Source organism: Crocosphaera watsonii WH 8501, from assembly GCF_000167195.1.
Classification (GTDB): Bacteria; Cyanobacteriota; Cyanobacteriia; order Cyanobacteriales; family Microcystaceae; genus Crocosphaera; species Crocosphaera watsonii.
Map to the genome: position 1 here is coordinate 169,682 of NZ_AADV02000003.1, position 19,887 is coordinate 189,568.

18 protein-coding genes and 1 pseudogene are annotated in these 19,887 nt (G+C 36.9%); 13 read left to right on the forward strand and 6 right to left on the reverse strand.

What is annotated here, in order from left to right; all coding sequences use genetic code 11:
• Window positions 1–376 precede the first annotated feature (376 nt).
• Entirely contained in the window at window positions 377–985 is a 609-nt protein-coding gene (locus CWATDRAFT_RS07880) for a neutral zinc metallopeptidase (RefSeq protein ID WP_007304501.1), read from the forward strand.
• Window positions 986–1,005: 20 nt separating this feature from the next.
• Here CWATDRAFT_RS07880 and CWATDRAFT_RS07885 read toward each other — a convergent pair whose 3' ends face one another.
• Complete coding sequence (locus CWATDRAFT_RS07885) at window positions 1,006–2,220, reverse strand: Coenzyme F420 hydrogenase/dehydrogenase, beta subunit C-terminal domain (protein ID WP_007304502.1); 1,215 nt, start codon at window positions 2,218–2,220, stop codon at window positions 1,006–1,008.
• 228 nt (window positions 2,221–2,448) lie between these two features.
• Here CWATDRAFT_RS07885 and CWATDRAFT_RS07890 point away from each other — a divergent pair.
• Window positions 2,449–3,008 (forward strand): annotated as a pseudogene (locus CWATDRAFT_RS07890) (Uma2 family endonuclease).
• A 23-nt stretch (window positions 3,009–3,031) separates the two neighbouring features.
• Here the strand turns inward: CWATDRAFT_RS07890 and CWATDRAFT_RS07895 are convergent.
• The gene (locus CWATDRAFT_RS07895; protein WP_007304505.1) at window positions 3,032–3,583 is read right to left on the reverse strand and encodes a retropepsin-like aspartic protease family protein; all 552 of its coding nucleotides are present in this window, start codon (window positions 3,581–3,583) and stop codon (window positions 3,032–3,034) included.
• 208 nt (window positions 3,584–3,791) lie between these two features.
• On the opposite strand from CWATDRAFT_RS07895, the gene CWATDRAFT_RS07900 reads away from it, so the two are divergent.
• Window positions 3,792–4,388, forward strand: a complete 597-nt coding sequence (locus CWATDRAFT_RS07900; RefSeq protein ID WP_007304506.1) for a hypothetical protein — start codon at window positions 3,792–3,794, stop codon at window positions 4,386–4,388.
• Window positions 4,389–4,794: 406 nt separating this feature from the next.
• Window positions 4,795–5,946 (forward strand): TIGR00341 family protein, encoded by a 1,152-nt coding sequence (locus CWATDRAFT_RS07905; protein ID WP_007304507.1) that lies wholly within the window; start codon window positions 4,795–4,797, stop codon window positions 5,944–5,946.
• A gap of 91 nt (window positions 5,947–6,037) precedes the next feature.
• On the opposite strand, the gene msrA is transcribed toward CWATDRAFT_RS07905, so the two are convergent.
• Complete coding sequence (gene msrA, locus CWATDRAFT_RS07910) at window positions 6,038–6,574, reverse strand: peptide-methionine (S)-S-oxide reductase MsrA (protein WP_021829864.1); 537 nt, start codon at window positions 6,572–6,574, stop codon at window positions 6,038–6,040.
• 509 nt (window positions 6,575–7,083) lie between these two features.
• Here msrA and CWATDRAFT_RS07915 point away from each other — a divergent pair.
• The 4 genes from CWATDRAFT_RS07915 to CWATDRAFT_RS07930 all read left to right on the forward strand — a co-directional run bounded on the left by CWATDRAFT_RS07915 (window position 7,084) and on the right by CWATDRAFT_RS07930 (window position 10,771).
• A complete protein-coding gene (locus CWATDRAFT_RS07915; protein ID WP_007304509.1) occupies window positions 7,084–7,458 on the forward strand; it encodes a Pepco domain-containing protein in 375 nt (124 codons plus the stop codon).
• Window positions 7,451–9,451 (forward strand): SUMF1/EgtB/PvdO family nonheme iron enzyme, encoded by a 2,001-nt coding sequence (locus CWATDRAFT_RS07920; protein WP_007304510.1) that lies wholly within the window; start codon window positions 7,451–7,453, stop codon window positions 9,449–9,451. Before CWATDRAFT_RS07915 ends, CWATDRAFT_RS07920 begins: the two co-directional genes overlap by 8 nt.
• Before the next feature lie 428 nt (window positions 9,452–9,879).
• Window positions 9,880–10,317, forward strand: a complete 438-nt coding sequence (locus CWATDRAFT_RS07925) for a DUF29 domain-containing protein (RefSeq protein WP_007304511.1) — start codon at window positions 9,880–9,882, stop codon at window positions 10,315–10,317.
• A 166-nt stretch (window positions 10,318–10,483) separates the two neighbouring features.
• Window positions 10,484–10,771: a hypothetical protein gene (locus CWATDRAFT_RS07930; protein ID WP_007304512.1), complete on the forward strand. Its 288-nt coding sequence runs from the start codon at window positions 10,484–10,486 to the stop codon at window positions 10,769–10,771.
• 17 nt (window positions 10,772–10,788) lie between these two features.
• Here CWATDRAFT_RS07930 and CWATDRAFT_RS07935 read toward each other — a convergent pair whose 3' ends face one another.
• Window positions 10,789–12,315 carry an IS5-like element ISCwa2 family transposase gene (locus CWATDRAFT_RS07935; protein ID WP_007304513.1) on the reverse strand — a complete coding sequence of 509 codons (1,527 nt, stop codon included), beginning with the start codon at window positions 12,313–12,315 and terminating at the stop codon, window positions 10,789–10,791.
• A 197-nt stretch (window positions 12,316–12,512) separates the two neighbouring features.
• Between CWATDRAFT_RS07935 and CWATDRAFT_RS07940 the strand changes: the two genes are divergently transcribed.
• Window positions 12,513–13,253, forward strand: a complete 741-nt coding sequence (locus CWATDRAFT_RS07940) for a class I SAM-dependent DNA methyltransferase (protein ID WP_007304514.1) — start codon at window positions 12,513–12,515, stop codon at window positions 13,251–13,253.
• Window positions 13,254–13,257: 4 nt separating this feature from the next.
• Window positions 13,258–14,076, forward strand: a complete 819-nt coding sequence (locus tag CWATDRAFT_RS07945; protein ID WP_007304515.1) for a class I SAM-dependent methyltransferase — start codon at window positions 13,258–13,260, stop codon at window positions 14,074–14,076.
• A gap of 28 nt (window positions 14,077–14,104) precedes the next feature.
• On the opposite strand, the gene CWATDRAFT_RS07950 is transcribed toward CWATDRAFT_RS07945, so the two are convergent.
• The gene (locus CWATDRAFT_RS07950) at window positions 14,105–15,076 is read right to left on the reverse strand and encodes a tetratricopeptide repeat protein (RefSeq protein WP_007304516.1); all 972 of its coding nucleotides are present in this window, start codon (window positions 15,074–15,076) and stop codon (window positions 14,105–14,107) included.
• A gap of 332 nt (window positions 15,077–15,408) precedes the next feature.
• Between CWATDRAFT_RS07950 and menB the strand changes: the two genes are divergently transcribed.
• Window positions 15,409–16,242 carry a 1,4-dihydroxy-2-naphthoyl-CoA synthase gene (menB, locus tag CWATDRAFT_RS07955; protein ID WP_007304517.1) on the forward strand — a complete coding sequence of 278 codons (834 nt, stop codon included), beginning with the start codon at window positions 15,409–15,411 and terminating at the stop codon, window positions 16,240–16,242.
• 96 nt (window positions 16,243–16,338) lie between these two features.
• Here the strand turns inward: menB and CWATDRAFT_RS07960 are convergent, their stop codons facing one another.
• The gene (locus tag CWATDRAFT_RS07960; protein ID WP_007304518.1) at window positions 16,339–16,614 is read right to left on the reverse strand and encodes a helix-turn-helix domain-containing protein; all 276 of its coding nucleotides are present in this window, start codon (window positions 16,612–16,614) and stop codon (window positions 16,339–16,341) included.
• A 103-nt stretch (window positions 16,615–16,717) separates the two neighbouring features.
• Here CWATDRAFT_RS07960 and trpD point away from each other — a divergent pair, with 103 nt between their 5' ends.
• Window positions 16,718–17,761 (forward strand): anthranilate phosphoribosyltransferase, encoded by a 1,044-nt coding sequence (gene trpD, locus CWATDRAFT_RS07965; RefSeq protein WP_412093210.1) that lies wholly within the window; start codon window positions 16,718–16,720, stop codon window positions 17,759–17,761.
• A 39-nt stretch (window positions 17,762–17,800) separates the two neighbouring features.
• A complete protein-coding gene (locus tag CWATDRAFT_RS07970; RefSeq protein ID WP_007304520.1) occupies window positions 17,801–19,864 on the forward strand; it encodes a prolyl oligopeptidase family serine peptidase in 2,064 nt (687 codons plus the stop codon).
• Window positions 19,865–19,887: the final 23 nt, after the last annotated feature.

Sequence of the window (19,887 nt, forward strand, 5' to 3'; positions counted from 1 at the left end):
AGTACCCAGGGGCTCTGGGAAACGAAAACGCCTGATTAGTCGTTCTGTCAGGGAACCAACAGTGGGAGATGTACTCATCATTCGTACCAATGTGTTCTAGATAAGTGGCGAAACCTCGTATCAACGAGAATAACCAGGAATGCCCTATCGTGAGCTAGGGAGGTTCCCCGCACAAAACGTAGTGGCGTGCGTGGGAGGATGTCACTAGGAGTTTCTCGTAGGGGTCAACGGCCGTTGACCCCTACAACCTGAAAATATTTAGTTTTCCTTAAATAATGAACTTTTTTTATTTAAGGTTGAACTATGATTGACAGAGTAGGCTATATTCTCTCTGCTTAATGCCTTTGAGGTTCAAAAGTAAATAAAAAGAATTGAGATGAAGAAACAGGTTGTTAGCAGCATAATTGCTCTGTCTCTGGGTTTATTTCCCTTTCAACCCTTGCAAGCAGCATGGGACCGGCCAACTATAGCGGCCGTTAGCGATGGTCTGGACGCTTTTTGGGGGGAAGTTTTACTGCGTTTAGGGGTTAAGTATCGCTATCCTCTTGTCTATTCCCACCGAAATATCCAGTCAACTCCCTGTGGTCCTGCGATGTTAGCCCACTATTGCGCCAATTCTAACACCATTCATCTAAATATGGCACAGATGGATAGATTAGTGGGACAAGTTGGTGACTCTGCCGGTTATTTTGCCCTAGCTCATGAGTATGGTCATTCTGTCCAGAGACACCTAGGTATTCTCAACAAAAACCTTCCTATTGTGAAGATCGAGTTGCAGGCCGACTGTTTAGCAGGGACATTTTTTGCAGTTAGTGAGGAAGTCGGAATATTAGAACCGGGTGACTTACAAGAAGGCACAATGACTGCCATGATGGTAGGGGACTATGACTATGAACACACCAATCATCATGGAACCCCCGAACAGCGAGGAAGAGCATTTTTGAGTGGTTTTAATGACCCTCGATCTTGTTTTGAAAAGTATTAAAACCCTTATTAAATTGTGTTTTATTGATCAGGTAACTGATATTGGGACACAATTTTTTTTGCATAATTAGGCACATGATTTTCTAACTTTTTTGGGTGATTGCGTTTCAGGTATAAATAGTTACGGGTGAAATGGGAATCAATGGAAAAACGGGCATATTCTAAGCCTTTTGGTCCCACTCTTTCGATGACAACCCCCATCAATTTAGCAGCCCACATGGGCAATGTTACCCCTTGATCGTAAGCTGGAATACTTTGTTGAACCGCTTGTTTTCTATTTCCATGAGAAATAACAGGTTTGGTGTTAATTTGATCCTCTATTAAACCTAACATTTCTTTTCCTGTTTCATTACGAACCATAATCCATTGCCAACCAAACTCTGCCCCCATATAACCCACAACTAAATCAGCTAAAGAGTTAACATAATCAAAACAACTCATACAAGAAGGGGCAAAAACATCCTTTAATTTGTTAGTTTTTAAGCCAAAGAAGGGTACTTTTTCAACAGAACCATCTTCGTGTTTAAAATGCACCCGAAAATCCTGCATAAACTCATAATGAACTACAGTATCAGGGGAGCGGCTGGTGGTTTCTAAGAATTTTTGCAAACCTTCACGGGAAACATTATCTACACAGGGGGTTCCTAATACATAAAGTTTCTCTAAACCTAATTCCTTTTCTACTGCTCGTAAAGCTTGAATTTGACAGCCAACCCCAATCACTAAAAGGCGTTTTAAGTTAGATTTTTCGATTTGTTCTAAGATAGATAGATTAGGAGATAAAGTAGGTTTATTTACCCTAGCAGCCAAAACTTCCTCAGAAGTTCTAGCGATCACTGGCATAGGATCAAACCGATCTTCCTTAGTATTTTGTACACAAACCACTCCTTCTACTAACCCCCTTTCTAACATTTCGCAAGCAAGGGTACTAACAATTCCTGTCCATTGTGCGCCTTCAATGGGTACTTTTTTTCTGGCTGATATCATCTCTTGATGAACGCCAAAATAGCACTCATTTTCGTTATCTAAATTACGACTTTTTCCGTGAATACTTGTTTCTAATTCAGTAATTTGTTGATTAATAAAAGCACAAGCTTTCCTGACATAATGAATATAATATGTATCACATAATCCACAATCACTACAAAGTTCTTTTGCAGGACGACGACTACCACGTTTTAGACCTCTTGCTTTGCTGTGAGCTTTTGGTTTTCTGTGAGATTGAATAGATGTCATAGAGTAAAGTCTTTCTTAAACGACGGAGTTTAAATAACATAGTTTAGATTACGCTATTATGGCCAGCAATTGTTATCTTCGTAAACTAATGTAACAAAATCTATTATTTTTACTATTTTATATTTAGGCTGTAAAAAGTAGCAGAACCGTCCAGATTGTGAGCAGTATATTGATAGATTTTTCAAGAATAATTAGAGCAGAACCAGATTATTTAGACCCCATAAAATCATGATAGAAACTTCTTCTAAATCCATTACTTTAAAAGATTTTTTGGACTTACCAGAAACAAAACCAGCGAAGGAATATATTAAGGGAAAAATCATTCAGAAACCCATGCCGAAGGGAAAACATAGTACAATTCAAACCGAATTATCTACAGCAATTAATATTACTCTAAATCAAATAAAGTTGCTCGTGCTTTTTCCGAGTTAAGATGTACTTTTAGCGATCGCTCAATTATTCCTGATATTAGTATCTTAAGATGGAATAATATTCCTCGTGATAATAATGGTGAAATTGCAGACTCATTTTATATAGCACCAGATTGGGTAATTGAGATTTTATCACCAGAACAAAGTCAAACAAAAGTAGTGAAAAATATTCTCTATTGTTTAGATAACGGAACAGAAATAGGATGGTTAATCGATCCTAATGATAAGTCTGTATTTATTTATTTTGCTCAACAAAAAACCTTGCTTTTTGAAGCAGAAAATGACATTTTATCTGTCCCTGATTTTGCCAAATCCTTTAATTTAACTGTAGGAGAATTATGGGCTTTTTTACTGTAGTAGGGAACAGCCAATAGTCAACATTAACGAGTACGTAACTCAATGGTATCTTCCTTAATCATGACATCATAATGACCATAAAAAGTCTGTCCCAACAGTCCGATAGGTAAAGAAGGATTAATAGCCACCTGAAGATCAGAAGAAGTTAGTTCCCCTGCTTTAACCGAAGACACCGTACTCAAACTAATAGGAACAACACCCTCGGCCGTTTGGGAAAATGCCTGTCCTTCAGCTTTTAAACCCATAGACTCCGCCATATCCGTGCTAACAGTAATACCACTCGCTCCAGTATCAAAGAGCATTTCAAAAGTATGTTGTTCATTGAAGGTGACATCCACCACAGGAATACCAGAGTCTCTGCGTTTGATGGGAACGGTAAAAACTCCCGTTTTCCCAGAAGCATTAGGTTGAGAGGTATTAGAACTACCATTGCCACAAAGATGACCAAGATCGATATGTTGACCATTGGCTCCTTCTAAAAAACAAGATTGTTGAGCTTGAGTGGGTAGTAAAGAGGAACCTAAAACCATTCCTGTGACAATAATAGTGCTACTAATAAATTGTTTCATAGCCATGATGATAAATAATTGCTAAAGGGGATTATAGTTTAATTTGCCCAAAACGAAGATGATAATCAACAGAATCCCTTATCTTATAGTAATTGTTTAACCGTGATGCGTATCACATTTAACCAGTGATTATGATCACTTTGTTTATAGCAATTTTTCACAGACATTTGGGAATACTGATTATAAAATCTATTGTAAAATTTTTATAAAAGAAATGAAAATTACTCTTACTCTTTTGACAGCCCTTGTTTCCGGTGGTTTAGCCATGGCGGTTCCCGTAGCAGCACAAGATTATTCCCGTAGCAGTTCCCGTAATGGTGGTAACTGTGATTATGGTAGTTATCTAGTCAATAATAATGGTGGTTGTGTAGATTTATCAGGGGATGATTCCAACCGTTACAATTTTTATGAAGCAAAATTTTTGACAGCTTTAAAAAAAGCCGGAATTTCCATTAGTTATGAAAGTTGCCAAGCAGGTATTTTAGGGTATTATCAGCCCCACTATAATAGAATGACCATGTGTCAAAATAATCGGCAAGATTTTAACCTTTATATCGAAACCTTAGCCCATGAAACTTGGCACGTTGTTCAAGATTGTGCCGCCGGATTAGATAATGGAGCAATTGTTCCGATTATGAATACTGATGCTTCTAGCTTTCGTTCTATTTTAGCTAGTTTAGGTTCAGCAGATTGGCGAAGTTTAAACCTCTACGATCCTCAAGATTTACCCTACGAAGGAGAGGCATTTCTCATGGAAAAACATCCCGATAAGGTTTTACAAGCGTTAAATGCTTGTACGAATCGTCGTTAATACCAGGGTTATTAGTCGTAGCCATCGCCCTCTTAATTTTTCTTTCCATTTTCCTTACCTAATATTTAGGAATTATTTTTATTGAAGGGTCAACGATCGTTGACCCTTACTTTAATATCAAGTGCTATAATAATGAGGGCGGGTGCAGTTCATAAAGGATACTTGGTAGGTTAATATTTTCTTAAAAAAAGGAAAACCAAGCTAGAGAAAGTATAGGGGAAAAATCTATAAATGAGTTCTAGAGATCCTTATGTACACCTCCAAAAACAACGAGAATTTGTTGAAAAGTTCTGATGGCTTATCGGTAAACACCTGTGGACAAGAAAGAATCGTCTTTTTTGGATGAAGCAGGAATTGAACGTCAAGCCTGTCTAGGTTTGTATAGGTTTCATGAAGCAGGTTGTTAATGTTAATCCCCATTAGGCAATGGTTCAAACGAAAAATTCCCAAAGTTCCCCCAGATATCCGAAAACAGTTACAACAAGAATTGTTAAACGAAGCCGAGCTTGATACAGAGTTTCTCTTCTTAACTGTTAGTTCTTGCATTATTGCCAGTCTCGGACTTTTAATGAATAGTGCTGCGGTTATTATTGGTGCGATGTTGATTGCTCCTTTGATGTTACCGTTGCGAGGTTTAGCTTTAGGGATGTTAGATACCGATCGCTTCTTAGTTAAAAGTAGTCTTTTGACTCTGCTTACGGGGACTATGACGGCGATCGTTATTTCTGGTATGGTTGGAGTATTTTTTGCCCTGCCAGAAGCTTCTTTTGGTCCAGAAATTTTAGGGAGAACTCAACCGAATTTAGCTGATTTAGGGGTGGCTGTAGCTGCCGGGGCTATTAGTGGCTTTGCTAAAATTCGCCGTAAACTGAGCGATGCTTTAGCCGGGACAGCTATTTCTGTGGCTTTGATGCCTCCTTTATGTGTTGTTGCTATCGCCCTATCTCAAAACGCTTTACCCTTAGCCAGTGGGGCATTTTTGTTATATTTAACTAACTTCTTAGGTATTACTTTATCCTGTATTATTATTTTTATCTTTGGGGGTTATTACATCAATTATGGTCAAACCAGTCAGGCTGTGAGTGGTTTTACAATCTTAACAGGAATCTTAGTTTTTCCTTTGTTTATTAGTTTTGGTAATCTTCTTCAACAGGAAAGATTTGAAGGGAAAATTATTACCCTCTTAAGAAATAAAACTGTCACCGTCGGTCAACAAAGTGAGTTAGTAGCTTTAAATGTTCAATGGCCAACCTTTCCCTGGAGTAAAGAGTATCCCATCATCTTAGTGACGGTTCAGGAAAATATTAACAATCCTATCACCCCTACCCAGGTTAGTTTAGTTGAACAGTTGATTAAGAGAGAGTTGGGAAGACAGTTTAAACTGGTTTTCAGAGTTAGTCAACTAAGAGAAGTTGTAGCTGACTATGAACAACCTTTATCTACTCCTGATTTATTTGGACCAGTTACTCCTCCCCCCGTTTCTCCCTTACCTCAACAAGAATCAATACCTTCTTCATCTGACAAGAGAGAGTCGGAGAGAGACGGGGGGCAGTATTAACGAAGTCAGAAGTTAGAAGTTGTTTTTGAAACAGATATTTATGCCAACTCCGAACTCCGAACTCCGAACTCCGAACTCCGAACTCAGTTTATTAGGCTAATGCTTTCTCAGGAAAATACTTCTTAAGTTTGCTTAGTTTAGGAGGAATACTAAACAAACAATAGGGTTGCATAGGATTCCTTTTGAAATAGTTTTGATGGTATTGTTCAGCCTTATAATAGTCAGTGAGTTCTTTTAATTCTGTGACAATTTTTCCACTAAAAACATTATCAGTATTGAGCTTATCAATAACTGTTTTAGCAGTTTCTAATTGTTGTTCTGAGTTCCAGAGAATAATAGAACGGTATTGGGTTCCCACATCGTTTCCTTGTCGGTTTAATGTGGTAGGATCGTGACTGGCAATGAAGAATACTTCTAATATTTCGGTTAAGGAAACTTTTGCAGGATCAAAAGTAACTTTAACAACTTCTGCGTGTCCAGTCCTTCCCGTACAAATTTGCTCATAAGTGGGGTTGTCTGTGTTTCCTCCAGCATAACCAGATTCAACTGCTTCTACCCCTCCCACATTTTGATAAACCGATTCGACGCACCAAAAACAGCCGCCACCTAATACAATTGTTTCTGACATTTTATTATTTTCGTTATTAAATATAGTCTTTACAATTATTAATATAACATTTTTGGTCTGTTTAATTGTCATTCCGAGGAACAAGGAATCTCCTTAACAGACTAACTATAATGATCTGAGTTCGATATAAGGAAATTTATAGACAACTGCTTTTTCATCAAGAGTCTTAGAGACTGTTTGTAAAGTAAATCTAAAAAAACTGTAGGGTGTATTACGCTACGCTAATACACCAAAAAGCAAGTTTTCGGTGCATTACGGAACAAAAAAATTATAGTAGGGGTCAACGGCTGTTGACCCCTACTACCAAAAAAATATAGTTTTCCTAATGCACCCTACTTAATATTTTGTTTAGGAACAGTCTCTTAAACCCTGATTATCTCATGGAAAAAACTCCGAACTCCGAACTCCGAACTCCAATTAATGAGTAGTGCTATATTGTAGAAGAAAAAATACTCACAATTTTATCAAAAAAGAAAAATCACTAAAAAAATAGGTAATAGAGAGGCAAAATGTCATCAATAATTCCCGAAAAAATTGGTATCATTACAAGCATTGAAGAGGAAAAATCGGACAAACAGGGAACAAGAAATAGTGAAGATATCGGAGGTACATTGGAGGTATCGGAGGAAATAACTACAGAAATTTCTGGAATTAAACGGACAGAGGTAGAGTTAGAAAAACTGAAAGCAGAAATGAAAGGGTTTATCGGGGCAATGAGAGAAATTCTAGATGAAGCTGATCCCCCTAATAGTCAAATGAGATTGGAAGAAGTAGAGTTATCTGTAGAAGTTAATGGAGAAGGGAAAGTTAGTTTACTGGGAATAGGAGGAAAAGCAGGGGGAAAAGGAGCAATGACTTTCAAGTTTAAGCGGAAAGATGGCTAAGAATTGGGCGATCGTTATTGGCATCAATAAGTATGATAATTTGAGGGATTTAAAATATGCTAAAGCTGATGCTGAGGCGATTAAACAATGGTGTAAAACAGAAGGAGCATTTGATAGGGTATTTCTGTTTACAGAGGATTCTCCAGATATAGAAGTCAAACCCAAACATATTTCCACTAAACCCACTTACGGAAAGTTAAGAAGATTTCTCAGAGCGCAGTTTGAGAGGCCATTATTGGGAACAGGTGATAATTTATGGTTCTTTTTTGCTGGCCACGGTAAACGTTATCAGGAAAGGGATTATTTAATGTTATCGGATAGTGATCCAGGGGATGTGGTGGGATCTGCTTTATCTGTTACCTGGATAACTGAGCGTTTAAGACGATGTGGGGCAGATAATGTGGTCTTATTCCTGGATGCTTGTCGTTCACAGGGTGCTAGAGGGGAAGGAATAGGATTAGAAGAACCCCAAGGTGTAGTTACATTTTACGGGTGTGATCCGCAACAGGAGTCCTACGAAATAGAGGAATTACAACAGGGAGCTTTTACTCACGCGCTATTAGAAGCATTACGAATCAAAGGGACAAATAATTGTGCTACGGTGGAACGTCTTTATAATCATCTCCGTTATCGTGTTCCTCAACTGATGCAATATTATCAGAAACCGATTCAACGTCCTTATGCGATCGCCGAACCAGCAACGAAATATCATTTAGTGTTAATAAACCAACAAGCAACCTTAAAAGATGCAAACACCTTGAAATTGGATGCTGTCAGAGAGGAAAGAAGGAAGAACTATCAACTAGCTGAACAATTATGGATTAGGGTTTTAGCTATTTCTCCTGCTGATAGAGATGCTCTTGATGCTATTAAAGAATTGGCAATATTGGAGAATGGAGGCAATAGGGAAAGTAGAATTTCAGGGTCAAGAAAACAATCCAGGGGTTCCTCATTACTAACAGTACCTAATTTTCATTGGCCACAAATAACATGGCCTCAGTTACCGCAAGTTAGGGTAAGTCGCAGACAAGTTTTAAAAGGTATGGGTTTGACAGGGATAGGAATAGGAACAGTTGGTTTAGTTAAGATAGTCCAAGAATTCTCTTCAAAACCTCTTCCCAGTGCCAAGACAAAACAATTTGAATTTGTCACTGTTAATGACAGAGGAGAAGAAATCAAGCGTGAAACAGCTACAGCGCAATATATAGCGGAAGATTTAGGTAATGACTTGATCTTAGAGATGGTAGAGATCCCAGGTGGTACTTTCATGATGGGAACAGATGATGGGGAAATTGAGCGATTGGTTAAAAAATTTGATGTGGAATATTTCAGATGGGAAAGACCTATTCATGAGGTTAGCGTTTCACCCTTTCTCATGGGTAAATATCCCATTACTCAAGCGCAATGGAAAGCGATCGCTAGTTTAAACAAAATAGATCTTGATCTTAAACCAGATCCCTCCTATCACAAAGGAGATGAGCTTCCTGTAGAAAAGGTGACGTGGTATGAGTGTGTGGAGTTCTGTAAGCGACTGTCACAGCTAACAGGGAGAGAATATAAGCTCCCCAGTGAAGCGCAATGGGAATATGCTTGTAGAGCAGGAACCACAACCCCTTTCCACTTTGGAGCAAGCATAACCACAGAGTTAGCTAACTATAATGGCAATTATGTCTTTGCTTCCGAACCCAAAGGTCAATACAGAAGCGAAACAACCGCTGTAGGACAATTTCCCCCCAATGCCTTTGGTTTATATGATACCCACGGTAATGTCTGGGAATGGTGTGCTGATGATTGGCACAGCAACTATGAGGGCGCACCCAGTGACGGAAGTGCATGGATTTCAGATGACAATAATGCTACAAAAATACTACGCGGCGGTTCTTGGGACTTCAATCCTTATGCTTGCCGTTGCGCCAACCGCCTCAACCTCATCGCGCGCGACTTCAACCTTATTGTCGGGTTTCGTGTTGTGAGTGCCCCCCCCAGGACTTAGTTGCACTCTGCCCTTTTGCCCTTTAGCCCTTTGCCCTTCCGTCGATTTTTTTTGGCTATTGTTACATTTCTTAACATTTAGATTTCAAGTAGTGCGAGCATCTTGCTCGCTATTCTTCCTACCTATAGCAATCAGTTATCAGTTGTGAGAATTAAGTGAATTGTTATCCCCCCACTACCCCCCAACCCCCCAACCCCCCTTATTAAGGGGGGAACTAAAGGGGGGATCATAAGGGGGGAACTGAACGGGGGATCTTGATGTTCTCATGAATCATTCGGTGATTGCTATAGTGAGCAAGATGCTCACATTACTATTGCCTCATTTTAGGTGAAACAGTTCACTACAAAGAGGCATTATGATTAAGATGTTAAAGAGATTCCTCGTACCTGGGAATGAAAATTGTTAATTGATAAATAGGAGTTTAACCGATGATTCAAGGAAAAAAAATAGACACTTATGAAACAGATTTTTATCAATGGACAATGGAACAAAGCGAAGCATTAAGAGAGCAAAATTTAGAGAAATTGGACTGGGAAAATATAATAGAGGAGATCGAAGCTTTGGGAAGAAGTGATTATCAAGCGGTGATTTCCTTACTAACTAGAATGATTCAACATAAGTTAAAGATTGATTATGCTAATCAACCGCAAACTAATCGTCATTGGCAAGCAGAAATTAAAGCATTTTCTAACAGTATCAAAAGACGTTATAGCCCTTCTATGAAACCAAAATTAGAGGGGGAATGGGAAGGTATTTATTCAGACGCAATTGATCTCTATTTAATTGATTATCCTGGTTGTGATTTTCCTGAAATTTGTCCCTATCTTCTTAATGATATTTTGAATCAGTGTAAAAAACCTAAATAATACCAATTTCCAAAAGTAGGGGTTAACGGCCGTTAACCCCTACAATATTGACATCTGTAGTCTAAATTTATCAAAATGATATAATCTCAATTTAAACTATATTTTTGTTCTTATCAATAAGATTTGCAAAACAAACTTGACAAAACAAAAAGTATTAGTATTTTTTATGAAAAACTCTTATAAGAAAGACAAAACAAAGTCAATTAAGATTGAAAAAGATTTAACAGAAATTCTAACAGATATTAACCAAAAGTTAGACTGTTTACAGAAAGATGTTACAGAAATAAAAATTGAGTTGACAACAGAAAAAGCAGATAGAGAAGTATTAAAGGGAGAAATTAATGCTTTAAAAGAAGATATAAAAGAGATTAATAACTCACAAAATAATAAAATTTGGGCATTAATTTGGATCTTAATTTGGACATTAATTGGTATTTTAATTAGGGTTTGCTGAAAAAGTTTCTCCAAAATTTATGCCACTTTTGACCAAGAATTTTCTGACAAATCAATAAGTTTTAGTACATAAAAATTGTTTAAAGTATAATCAAAATTAATGAAAGGCGGTTTGATGAGTTCCCCTGTTCTATTATTAGTAAATAAGGACAAAAAAAGCGACAAAAACTGCCTCAGAAGTTTAGAAAGATTGACAACTAAAAATGTAATAGCAATAGATGTAATGGAGGTTTCAGGGAGTTTTGTCATCACGAGATTTAGGCTAAATCTTCGTTTAGCTTGTCCAAACTTTCCCTCAATAGCATTACGGAAGCATTCATCGGAGTGGGATTGTTTCTTTTCTTCTTCACTGACATTTTTCGGAGGTCTTCCTAACTTCGGACCACTGATTCTTATCCCTCTTTCCTTACACCAATTTCTGTTTTCCCTAGTTCGATAAATTTTATCTACATGAACGGATTCGGGATAATAGCCAAACGTTTCTTTATACTTTTCTACTTGTTCTTTTAAATGACAAGATTCATTGAAGTTTTCCAAACTTATTTTGTCTAGAAACACATAGTTATCTACACAGCTTACTGAGAGTTTAGCTCCAAACTCTATTGGTTTTCCTGCTTTTCCCCTCACTATTGGACGAATATGCCGTTGAGTTAAACTTACAATTCTTTGAGGAACACTCTGGGTCTTATTCTCCCACATTGACTGTTGTTGTTCATAAACTTTTTTGATAGTCTCTAGACAATTTTTCTGTCTTTTACTCAGATTTTCCAGGGAAGCCCCAGCTTGAATTAAGTCTTCTATATTTCCTAAATTTTTCTTAAGGTATTTTAACTGTTTCCCGATAGCTTTTCTTCTTTCTTGATAAGATACTTTTCGTTTTTTAGCTACTTTTAAGTATTCCTTTCTAGCAATTTTTCTAGAAGTTCTCGGCTTTTTTCTCAATTTTACTCTTAATGGTGTATAAAGATTATCTATTATTCTTTCTGTCTCAATTCTGGCTTGATTTAATATGCCTAAATCCGTTGGGTATTTGATGTCTGCTGGCGCACAAGTCGCATCTAAAATTAGTTTACCTTTATTTTTTATTTTTTCTCCTTTTTCTTGGAGACAATCCTTTTTTTTTACTTCTTTATCACTCTTGTCTATTTCTCTTTTTACTATTTTTTTATTGATTTTGTTTATCAATTCTCCATCAATTCTTTTCCTAAAATGAACTAGCATTGAAGATTCCAGTGGTGGCTCTTGTTGATAACAATTTAAACCTATAAAGTATTGTAGATAGGGATTTTCTCTAATCTGTTCTATAGTTTCTCTATCACTTGTTCCTAATTTTTCCTTAATAATTAATGTCCCTAATGCCATTCTAAATAGTTTGGCTGGCGCACCTTTTTCTGCTGAAAAAAGTTTAGCATATTCTTCCTCAAAATCATCCCAAGGTATCAACTCTGCCATGATTACCCAACGATTATTGGGGGACAATTTGCCCTCGAAAGGTAATTCAAATTTTTCTGGGGGCGGTAAAGGTTGCTCCTCTTTTCGATACATTTGTTCTTGACCAACAACTGGGAGGTGTTTCTACCAATTATAGCGGTTTGTAGCCGACAAAGCTGATCTTTTTTGCGATCGCGAATATGGGTGTAACCTTTTAAAGAATAGGGTTTTGCTTTTATTCAGCAAACCCTATTTAAGTTGTCATTCCGAGATACGAGGAATATAATTAAAATACTTCGAGAGGTAATCTTATGAAATATTCTATTCAAGAACATTATCAAAAACTTGCTCAACAATACGACGATTTTTGGGGTACTTCCTCAGATTTTATTGATTTCTTAACTCAAGCAATTATCTTGAATTTACAGTTAAAATCTACAGATATTTTAGTTGATCTCGGGTGTGGAACAGGCATTTATAGTAAGGCGATCGCCTCACAAATAAGCCTAGAAAATAAAATAATTTGTGTTGATCCTTCTGATAAAATGCTAGAAAAAATACCTAGTAATAATAATTATCAAACCCTGGTTAAAGATGCTGTAGAATTCGCTCATGAACAGGGAAAATACGATAAAATTTTAATCAAAGAAATGATCCATCATATCAATGATAAAGAAAAACTTTTACAAGGATTATTTGACCGATTAAATGAACAAGGAATTTTATTAACTATTTTACTGCCTCCTACCATAGAATATCCCCTATTTCAACAAGCTTTATCTGTTTATGAGTCTGTACAACCTCACTATAATAATTTAGTTAATATCTGTGAAAATATTGGTTTTAAAACTACAGTTAATTTTGTAGAATATGCTGTCTCTATTCCCAAAGAAAACTACTTTAACATGGTTAAAAATCGTTATATGTCTTTATTATCCAGATTTAATGATGAAGAAATTAAGCAAGGATTAACAGAAATGACAGAAAAATATGCTAATTTATCTAACTTGGAATTCTGCGATCGTTTTGTTTTCTTAGTAGCTCAAAAATAAACCAATGTTAAACCCTTATCAACAAGCGATCGCTAATCTTTATAACCAACGTAGTACCACCTATGATCAAGGTGACTTTCATCCGAAACTGGTTGATTTATTACTAGAATATCTTGATATAAAACCTAAGCAAACTGTATTAGATATTGCCACAGGAACAGGTTTAGTGTCCATTGAAATTGCTAAAAAAGTAGGAAATGACGGTTATGTTATAGGAGTCGATATTGCAGAATCAATGTTAAAAGAAGCCCAAAAAAAAGCTCAAAAGCTAAACATAAATAATCTTGAATTTTTACAAACCGATATAGAGAGTTTAGAATTACCTACAGAAAAATTTGAGAGAATAAGTTGTTGTGCTGCTATGGTTATCTTTAATGATATTACTAATGTTTTAAACCATTGTTATTCTTGGCTAAAACTAGGAGGAAAAATCGGGTTTAATTATTGGTCAGAAACTTCTTTTATTGAAGGATATACCTTAAGTAAAATTGCACCAAAATATAATATTAATTTTCCTCATTGGCACCAAAAAATAGGTTCAAAAGAAACTTGCTCTAATCTTCTAGAGAGTATCGGGTTTAAAAACATAGAAATTCATCAAGATCAATTAGGTCATTATATTGATTTAGAGACAGTAAAAAATAAGTGGGAAGTGATGATTAACTTCCCCGTTTCTAATGAGAATCTCTTTCCCTTTCAAACCCTTTCAGCAGAAAAATTAGAAGATGCAAAACAAGATTATTATCAAGAGTTAGAAAGACTAGCAAGCAATCAAGAAGTCTGGAACGAAATTATGACATTAACAGTCATTGCTGAAAAATAAAGTTACATATTTAATAATGTACAATAATTTAACTCATGCGATATTTCATTGATAGATAATGTTGCATAATTTTTTTTGTATTAGGATGATTTTCTCCTAATAGTTCTTTACTTAGTTCAATGGCCTGTTGATAAAAAGTTTCTGCTTCAGGATATTTATCTTGATTATTGTATAATGTTGCCAGATTAGAAAAGGTTTGGATCAAATAAGGGTGTTTTTCTCCTAGTATTTTTTGATAAATTACAAGTGCCTTTTGATAAAAGGGTTCTGCTTCAGTAAATTGTCTTTGCTCATTGTATAATGTTCCTAGATTATTGAGGCTACCTGCTACATAATGATTCTCTTCTCCTAGTAATTTTCTGCTCAATTCTAGTGCCTGTTTAAAAAGAGATTCTGCCTCTGAATATCGGCGTTGATAATTATATAAAAGTCCTAAATTATTGAGTGCAGTCGCCACCTCTATATCCCCCTCTCCCTGTAGCTTTTTCCTAATCTCAAGTGACTGCTTAAAAAGAGGTTCTGCTTGAGTATATCTTTTTTGACCATTATATAAAAGAGCCAAATTATTGAGTGCAGTCGCCACATCTATATGCTCCTCTCCTCGGTTTTTTTTGCTGATTGCAAGTGCTTCTTTAAAACCAGATTCTGCTTGATAATATTTTCCTTGAGCATTGTATAAAAGAGCTAAGTTATTGAGTGGAGTTGCTACATAAGGATGTTGTTCTCCCAGATTTTTTTTATAAAGTTCAATTGCTTGTTTTAGTAAATTTTCTACTTCAGAATAGTTAGCTTGAGCATTATATAATGTGGCTAGATGATTCAGACTAACTGCCACATCTATATGCTCATTTCCTAAAATATTTTTTCGTATTTCTAATGCTTCTTTTGTTTGCAGTATAGCCTTTGAATAGTTTCCCTGTTGGTATGATCTTGATGCTTGTTTAGTCAGTTGCGCCGCTTGAATAAGCTTTATGTTTTGTTCGCTGATTTGTTTTTTCATTATTAATTTATCTAGTTTTGATAGATGTATAATATTGATCCTACCATTTCTTAATAGTTTTTTTATATAGCAATCAGGAATGATTCATGAGAACTTGGAGATCCCCCCTTTAGTTCCCCCCTTAATAAGGGGGGTTGGGGGGTAGTGGGGGGATCAGAATTCACTTAATTCTCACAACTGATAACTGATTGCTATAGTTTAAGCATTAATTAGGTTAATCTTACTATTGAATTTTTGTAAATTTTGATTGACAAATTATGTTATATAAATTTCCAATTTTCTAATTCAAATTATGGTTTAATAGAGGACTGAAGGTTATTTTTTCTTAGCTGATGGAAACAACCTGGCAAATTGCCAAAACTTACGAAGATATCTTGTATGATAAAGCGGATGGGATAGCGAAAATCACCATTAACCGTCCCCACAAACGCAACGCTTTTCGCCCCAAAACCGTCTTTGAATTATACGATGCCTTTTGTGATGCCAGAGAAGATAGTACCATTGGGGTAATATTACTCACTGGGGCAGGACCACATACAGACGGAAAATATGCTTTTTGTTCCGGTGGAGATCAAAGTGTGCGTGGGCAAGCAGGTTATGTAGACGAGGCCGGAGTTCCCCGTTTAAACGTGCTAGACTTACAGCGATTGATCCGATCTCTTCCTAAAGTGGTGATTGGTTTAGTAGCCGGATATGCCATCGGTGGGGGTCATGTTTTACACCTGATCTGTGACCTTACCATTGCTGCGGATAATGCTATTTTTGGGCAAACAGGCCCGAAAGTTGGGAGTTTTGACGGTGGCTTTGGTGCCAGTTATTTAGCCCGTATTGTGGGACAAAAAAAAGCCAGAGAAATCTGGTTTCTGTGTCGTCAGTATAACGCCCAACAGGCTTTAGAAATGGGTTTAGTTAATTGTGTGGTTCCTGTAGAACAATTAGAATCAGAAGGGGTGCAGTGGGCAACAGAAATATTAACTAAAAGTCCTATTGCCATTCGTTGTCTCAAAGCCGCTTTTAATGCTGACTGTGATGGACAAGCTGGGTTACAAGAGTTGGCAGGAAATGCCACGTTACTCTACTATATGACAGAAGAAGGAGCAGAAGGGAAACAAGCCTTTTTAGAGAAGCGTCCCCCTAATTTTCGGCAATATCCCTGGCTACCTTAGGTGATTTCCAGAATAAAATATACCTGCTTTTCCAGTTATTTCCCCCCTTTAAAAGGGGGGTTAGGGGGGATCATTAGGTATCTTCTTGATCAGAAATCACCTTAGCCTCATGTTCTCATAAATGGCAACATCAACAACTTCTTCCAAGTCTAAGCCCAATACTTCTACAATGCTAATGGCATTGTCAATATCCACGGCTTTACCCCGAAAAAATCGTTCAATCGTACTACGAGATACCCGACAGTTTAGGGTTTCCTCTATGTCTTCATAGGTGATACGTTTACCACCGTTTCGGTTTTGGGCTTTTCTCAGTTTTCCTTTGCCAGTCTCTGTGACTGCAATGGTTTTTCGGGACCTGTGCGCTGATGTCATAGGATCAATATTGACTCTCTATGGTTAGTATTCCCGTTTAGTTCGCTAATATTTTCATTTCAGTTACCAGTTATCAGTTATCAGTTATCAGTTATTAGTAATGATTACTCAAGATTCTTTAGAATTTACCCAAAGTTTACTACAACAACTCCTTGATGGTGATTCCCTTTCTCAGACTCAAGCAGGCCAACTGATGCAAGGGTGGTTGGATGAAACCATTCCCCCTGTGTTATCCGGGGCTATTTTAGTGACACTTCAAGGCAAAGGGGTTTCAGGAGATGAACTCGCAGGAATGGCCAGAGTGTTGCAACAACAGTCTCTGCAAGAAACGGCAATAGTTCATAATGTCCCTGTTATCGATACCTGTGGCACCGGAGGGGATGGGGCATCAACTTTTAATATTTCTACGGCGGTGGCTTTTGTAGCAGCCGCAGCCGGGGTAAAAGTGGCTAAACATGGTAACCGTTCGGCTTCTAGTAAAGTTGGTTCTGCTGATGTTTTAGAATATTTAGGGGTTAAACTGGCAGCTACCCCCGAAAAGGTGGCCGAAGCCTTGGAAGAGGTAGGTATTACCTTCTTATTTGCCCCAGGTTGGCACCCTGCCATGAAGCACGTTGCACCTTTGCGGAAAACTCTCAAAGTTCGCACTATTTTTAATTTATTGGGGCCTTTGGTTAACCCTTTACGTCCCACAGGTCAAATTATTGGGGTTTATCATCCTCGGTTTATTCGTCCCATGGCCGAAGCTTTACATCAATTAGGTATTGCTCAAGGAATGGTTTTACATGGTAGAGAAACTTTAGACGAAGCCGGGTTAGGAGACGTTACCGATGTGGCATTTTTGAAAGAAGGTGAGGTAAATTTAGGAGAGATAAACCCTCAAAGCTTGGGTTTAACTTCTACTCCTTTAACTGCATTAAAAGGAGGCAATGTGGAGGAAAATGCTAGTATTTTGACGGATGTCTTACAGGGAAAAGGCACTTCTGCACAACAGGATGCGGTGGCGGTTAATGCTGGTTTAGCGTTGCAAGTAGGTGATGTGGTTCCTTGGTGTGAGCATCAAAAAGCAGTAGAAAAAGCTAAAGATATCCTTAAAAGTGGGGCAGCTTGGGATAAGTTGACCTCTTTAGTCGAGTTTTTAGCATAAAATTATTAACAATAATTATACTTACACAAATATCGAAAGATGTCACCCAACTTTTCTTATCCTAGCAGCCCACAACAAGACGTGACTGATGTTTATCATGGTGTGGAAATAAAAGATTCCTATCGTTGGTTAGAAAACCCCGACTCAGAAGAAACAAAAGTATGGATCACAGCCCAAAATAAACTCACTTTTGATTATTTATCCACTATTTCAGCTAGAGAAAAAATAAAACAACGCTTAACTAAACTTTGGGATTATGAAAAGTACGGTATTCCCTTCAAAAAAGCAGACAGATACTTCTATTTTAAAAATAATGGTCTACAGAATCAAAGTGTTTTATACACTATCAAAAGTCTTGATGGTGATCCTAAAATACTATTAGATCCTAACACCATTACCACAGATGGAACCGTCGCTTTGTCAGTTTTATCTATCTCAGAAAATGCCCAATATTTAGCCTACGGTTTATCCACATCTGGATCAGATTGGGTAGAATGGAAAGTGAGAGAAATAGAAACAGGAAAAGACTTATCGGATCACCTCAAATGGACTAAGTTTACTGGTACATCTTGGACAAAAGATAATCAAGGTTTCTTCTATAGTCGTTATAATCAACCCAAGGAAAAAACAAAATTAGAAGACATAAACCACTATCAAAAACTTTACTATCATAAGTTGGGAACTTCCCAGGATGAAGATGTATTAATTTATGAACGTCCCGATGAAAAAGAATGGGGTTTTAGTGGAAGAGTTACCGAAGATGGACAATATTTAATTATCAGTGTTTGGCAAGGAACCGATACTAAAAATCTAGTTTTTTATAAAAATTTAAGCCAGGAAAATAGCAAAATAATTGAACTCATTAACCAGTTTGAAGCAGATTATAGCTTCATTGATAACAAAGGTTCAAAGTTTTACTTTCGTACTGATTTAAACGCACCTAAAGGTAAAGTAATCGCTATTGATATTGATAACTCACAGCCAGAAAACTGGCAAGAAATTATCCCAGAAAGTAACGAAGCTTTAAAAGGGGTTGGTATTTTGAATAATCAGTTTGTTTGTGATTATCTTCAAGATGCTAAGTCTGCTATTAAAATTCATGATTTACAGGGTAACTTGCTCCGCAATGTTAGCTTACCTGGAATTGGTTCAGTTGGGGGATTTGATGGCAAAAAAGAGGACACCGAAACCTTTTATTCTTTTACCAGTTTCACCACTCCTAGCACTGTTTATCGTTACGACATGATAACAGGAGAAAGTGAAATATTTTGTCAACCAAACGTAGATTTCAATCCTCATAATTATGAAATAAAACAAGTATTTTACAAAAGTAAAGACGGCACAAAAATACCTATGTTTATCACTCATAAAAAAGGGTTAAAAATAGATGGAAACAACCCAACTTATCTCTATGCTTATGGTGGTTTCAATGTTTCTTTAACTCCCAATTTTTCTATTAGTAACTTAGTTTGGATGGAAATGGGAGGAGTTTATGCTGTTCCTAACCTAAGAGGAGGAGGGGAATACGGAGAAGAATGGCATCAAGCAGGAATGAAAGATAAGAAACAAAATGTCTTTGATGACTTTATTGCTGCTGCTGAATGGTTAATCAAAAATAACTATACATCTTCCCAAAAATTAGCCATTGGTGGTGGTAGTAACGGCGGTTTATTAGTAGGTGCCTGTCTGACACAAAAACCTAAATTGTATGCGGCAGCTTTGCCAGCAGTTGGTGTGTTAGATATGCTACGTTTTCATCAATTTACAATTGGTTGGGCTTGGTGTCCAGAGTATGGAAGTTCTGAAAATGAAGAAGAATTTAAGACACTTTTAGCCTATTCCCCTTTACATAATTTAACAGCAAATACAGCTTATCCAGCTACTATGATTACTACAGCAGATCACGATGACAGAGTAGTTCCAGCACATAGTTTTAAGTTTGCAGCAGCCTTACAAAACGCTCATGATGGAGAAAAACCTGTTTTAATTCGTATTGAAACAAAAGCAGGTCATGGTGCAGGAAAACCCACTACAAAATTAATAGAAGAAATTGCCGATAAGTGGGCATTTTTAGTTGATAATTTAGCATTCAATGTGCTATGATGGTTCATATAATGCTGTAATTT

Coding starts and splice junctions, on each gene's coding strand:
- CWATDRAFT_RS07880 (WP_007304501.1), top strand. CDS start 377: ATGAAGAAACAGGTTGTTAGCAGCATAATTGCTCTGTCTCTGGGTTTA.
- CWATDRAFT_RS07885 (WP_007304502.1), bottom strand. CDS start 2,220: ATGACATCTATTCAATCTCACAGAAAACCAAAAGCTCACAGCAAAGCA.
- CWATDRAFT_RS07895 (WP_007304505.1), bottom strand. CDS start 3,583: ATGGCTATGAAACAATTTATTAGTAGCACTATTATTGTCACAGGAATG.
- CWATDRAFT_RS07900 (WP_007304506.1), top strand. CDS start 3,792: ATGAAAATTACTCTTACTCTTTTGACAGCCCTTGTTTCCGGTGGTTTA.
- CWATDRAFT_RS07905 (WP_007304507.1), top strand. CDS start 4,795: ATGTTAATCCCCATTAGGCAATGGTTCAAACGAAAAATTCCCAAAGTT.
- msrA (WP_021829864.1), bottom strand. CDS start 6,574: ATGTCAGAAACAATTGTATTAGGTGGCGGCTGTTTTTGGTGCGTCGAA.
- CWATDRAFT_RS07915 (WP_007304509.1), top strand. CDS start 7,084: ATGTCATCAATAATTCCCGAAAAAATTGGTATCATTACAAGCATTGAA.
- CWATDRAFT_RS07920 (WP_007304510.1), top strand. CDS start 7,451: ATGGCTAAGAATTGGGCGATCGTTATTGGCATCAATAAGTATGATAAT.
- CWATDRAFT_RS07925 (WP_007304511.1), top strand. CDS start 9,880: ATGATTCAAGGAAAAAAAATAGACACTTATGAAACAGATTTTTATCAA.
- CWATDRAFT_RS07930 (WP_007304512.1), top strand. CDS start 10,484: ATGAAAAACTCTTATAAGAAAGACAAAACAAAGTCAATTAAGATTGAA.
- CWATDRAFT_RS07935 (WP_007304513.1), bottom strand. CDS start 12,315: ATGTATCGAAAAGAGGAGCAACCTTTACCGCCCCCAGAAAAATTTGAA.
- CWATDRAFT_RS07940 (WP_007304514.1), top strand. CDS start 12,513: ATGAAATATTCTATTCAAGAACATTATCAAAAACTTGCTCAACAATAC.
- CWATDRAFT_RS07945 (WP_007304515.1), top strand. CDS start 13,258: ATGTTAAACCCTTATCAACAAGCGATCGCTAATCTTTATAACCAACGT.
- CWATDRAFT_RS07950 (WP_007304516.1), bottom strand. CDS start 15,076: ATGAAAAAACAAATCAGCGAACAAAACATAAAGCTTATTCAAGCGGCG.
- menB (WP_007304517.1), top strand. CDS start 15,409: ATGGAAACAACCTGGCAAATTGCCAAAACTTACGAAGATATCTTGTAT.
- CWATDRAFT_RS07960 (WP_007304518.1), bottom strand. CDS start 16,614: ATGACATCAGCGCACAGGTCCCGAAAAACCATTGCAGTCACAGAGACT.
- CWATDRAFT_RS07970 (WP_007304520.1), top strand. CDS start 17,801: ATGTCACCCAACTTTTCTTATCCTAGCAGCCCACAACAAGACGTGACT.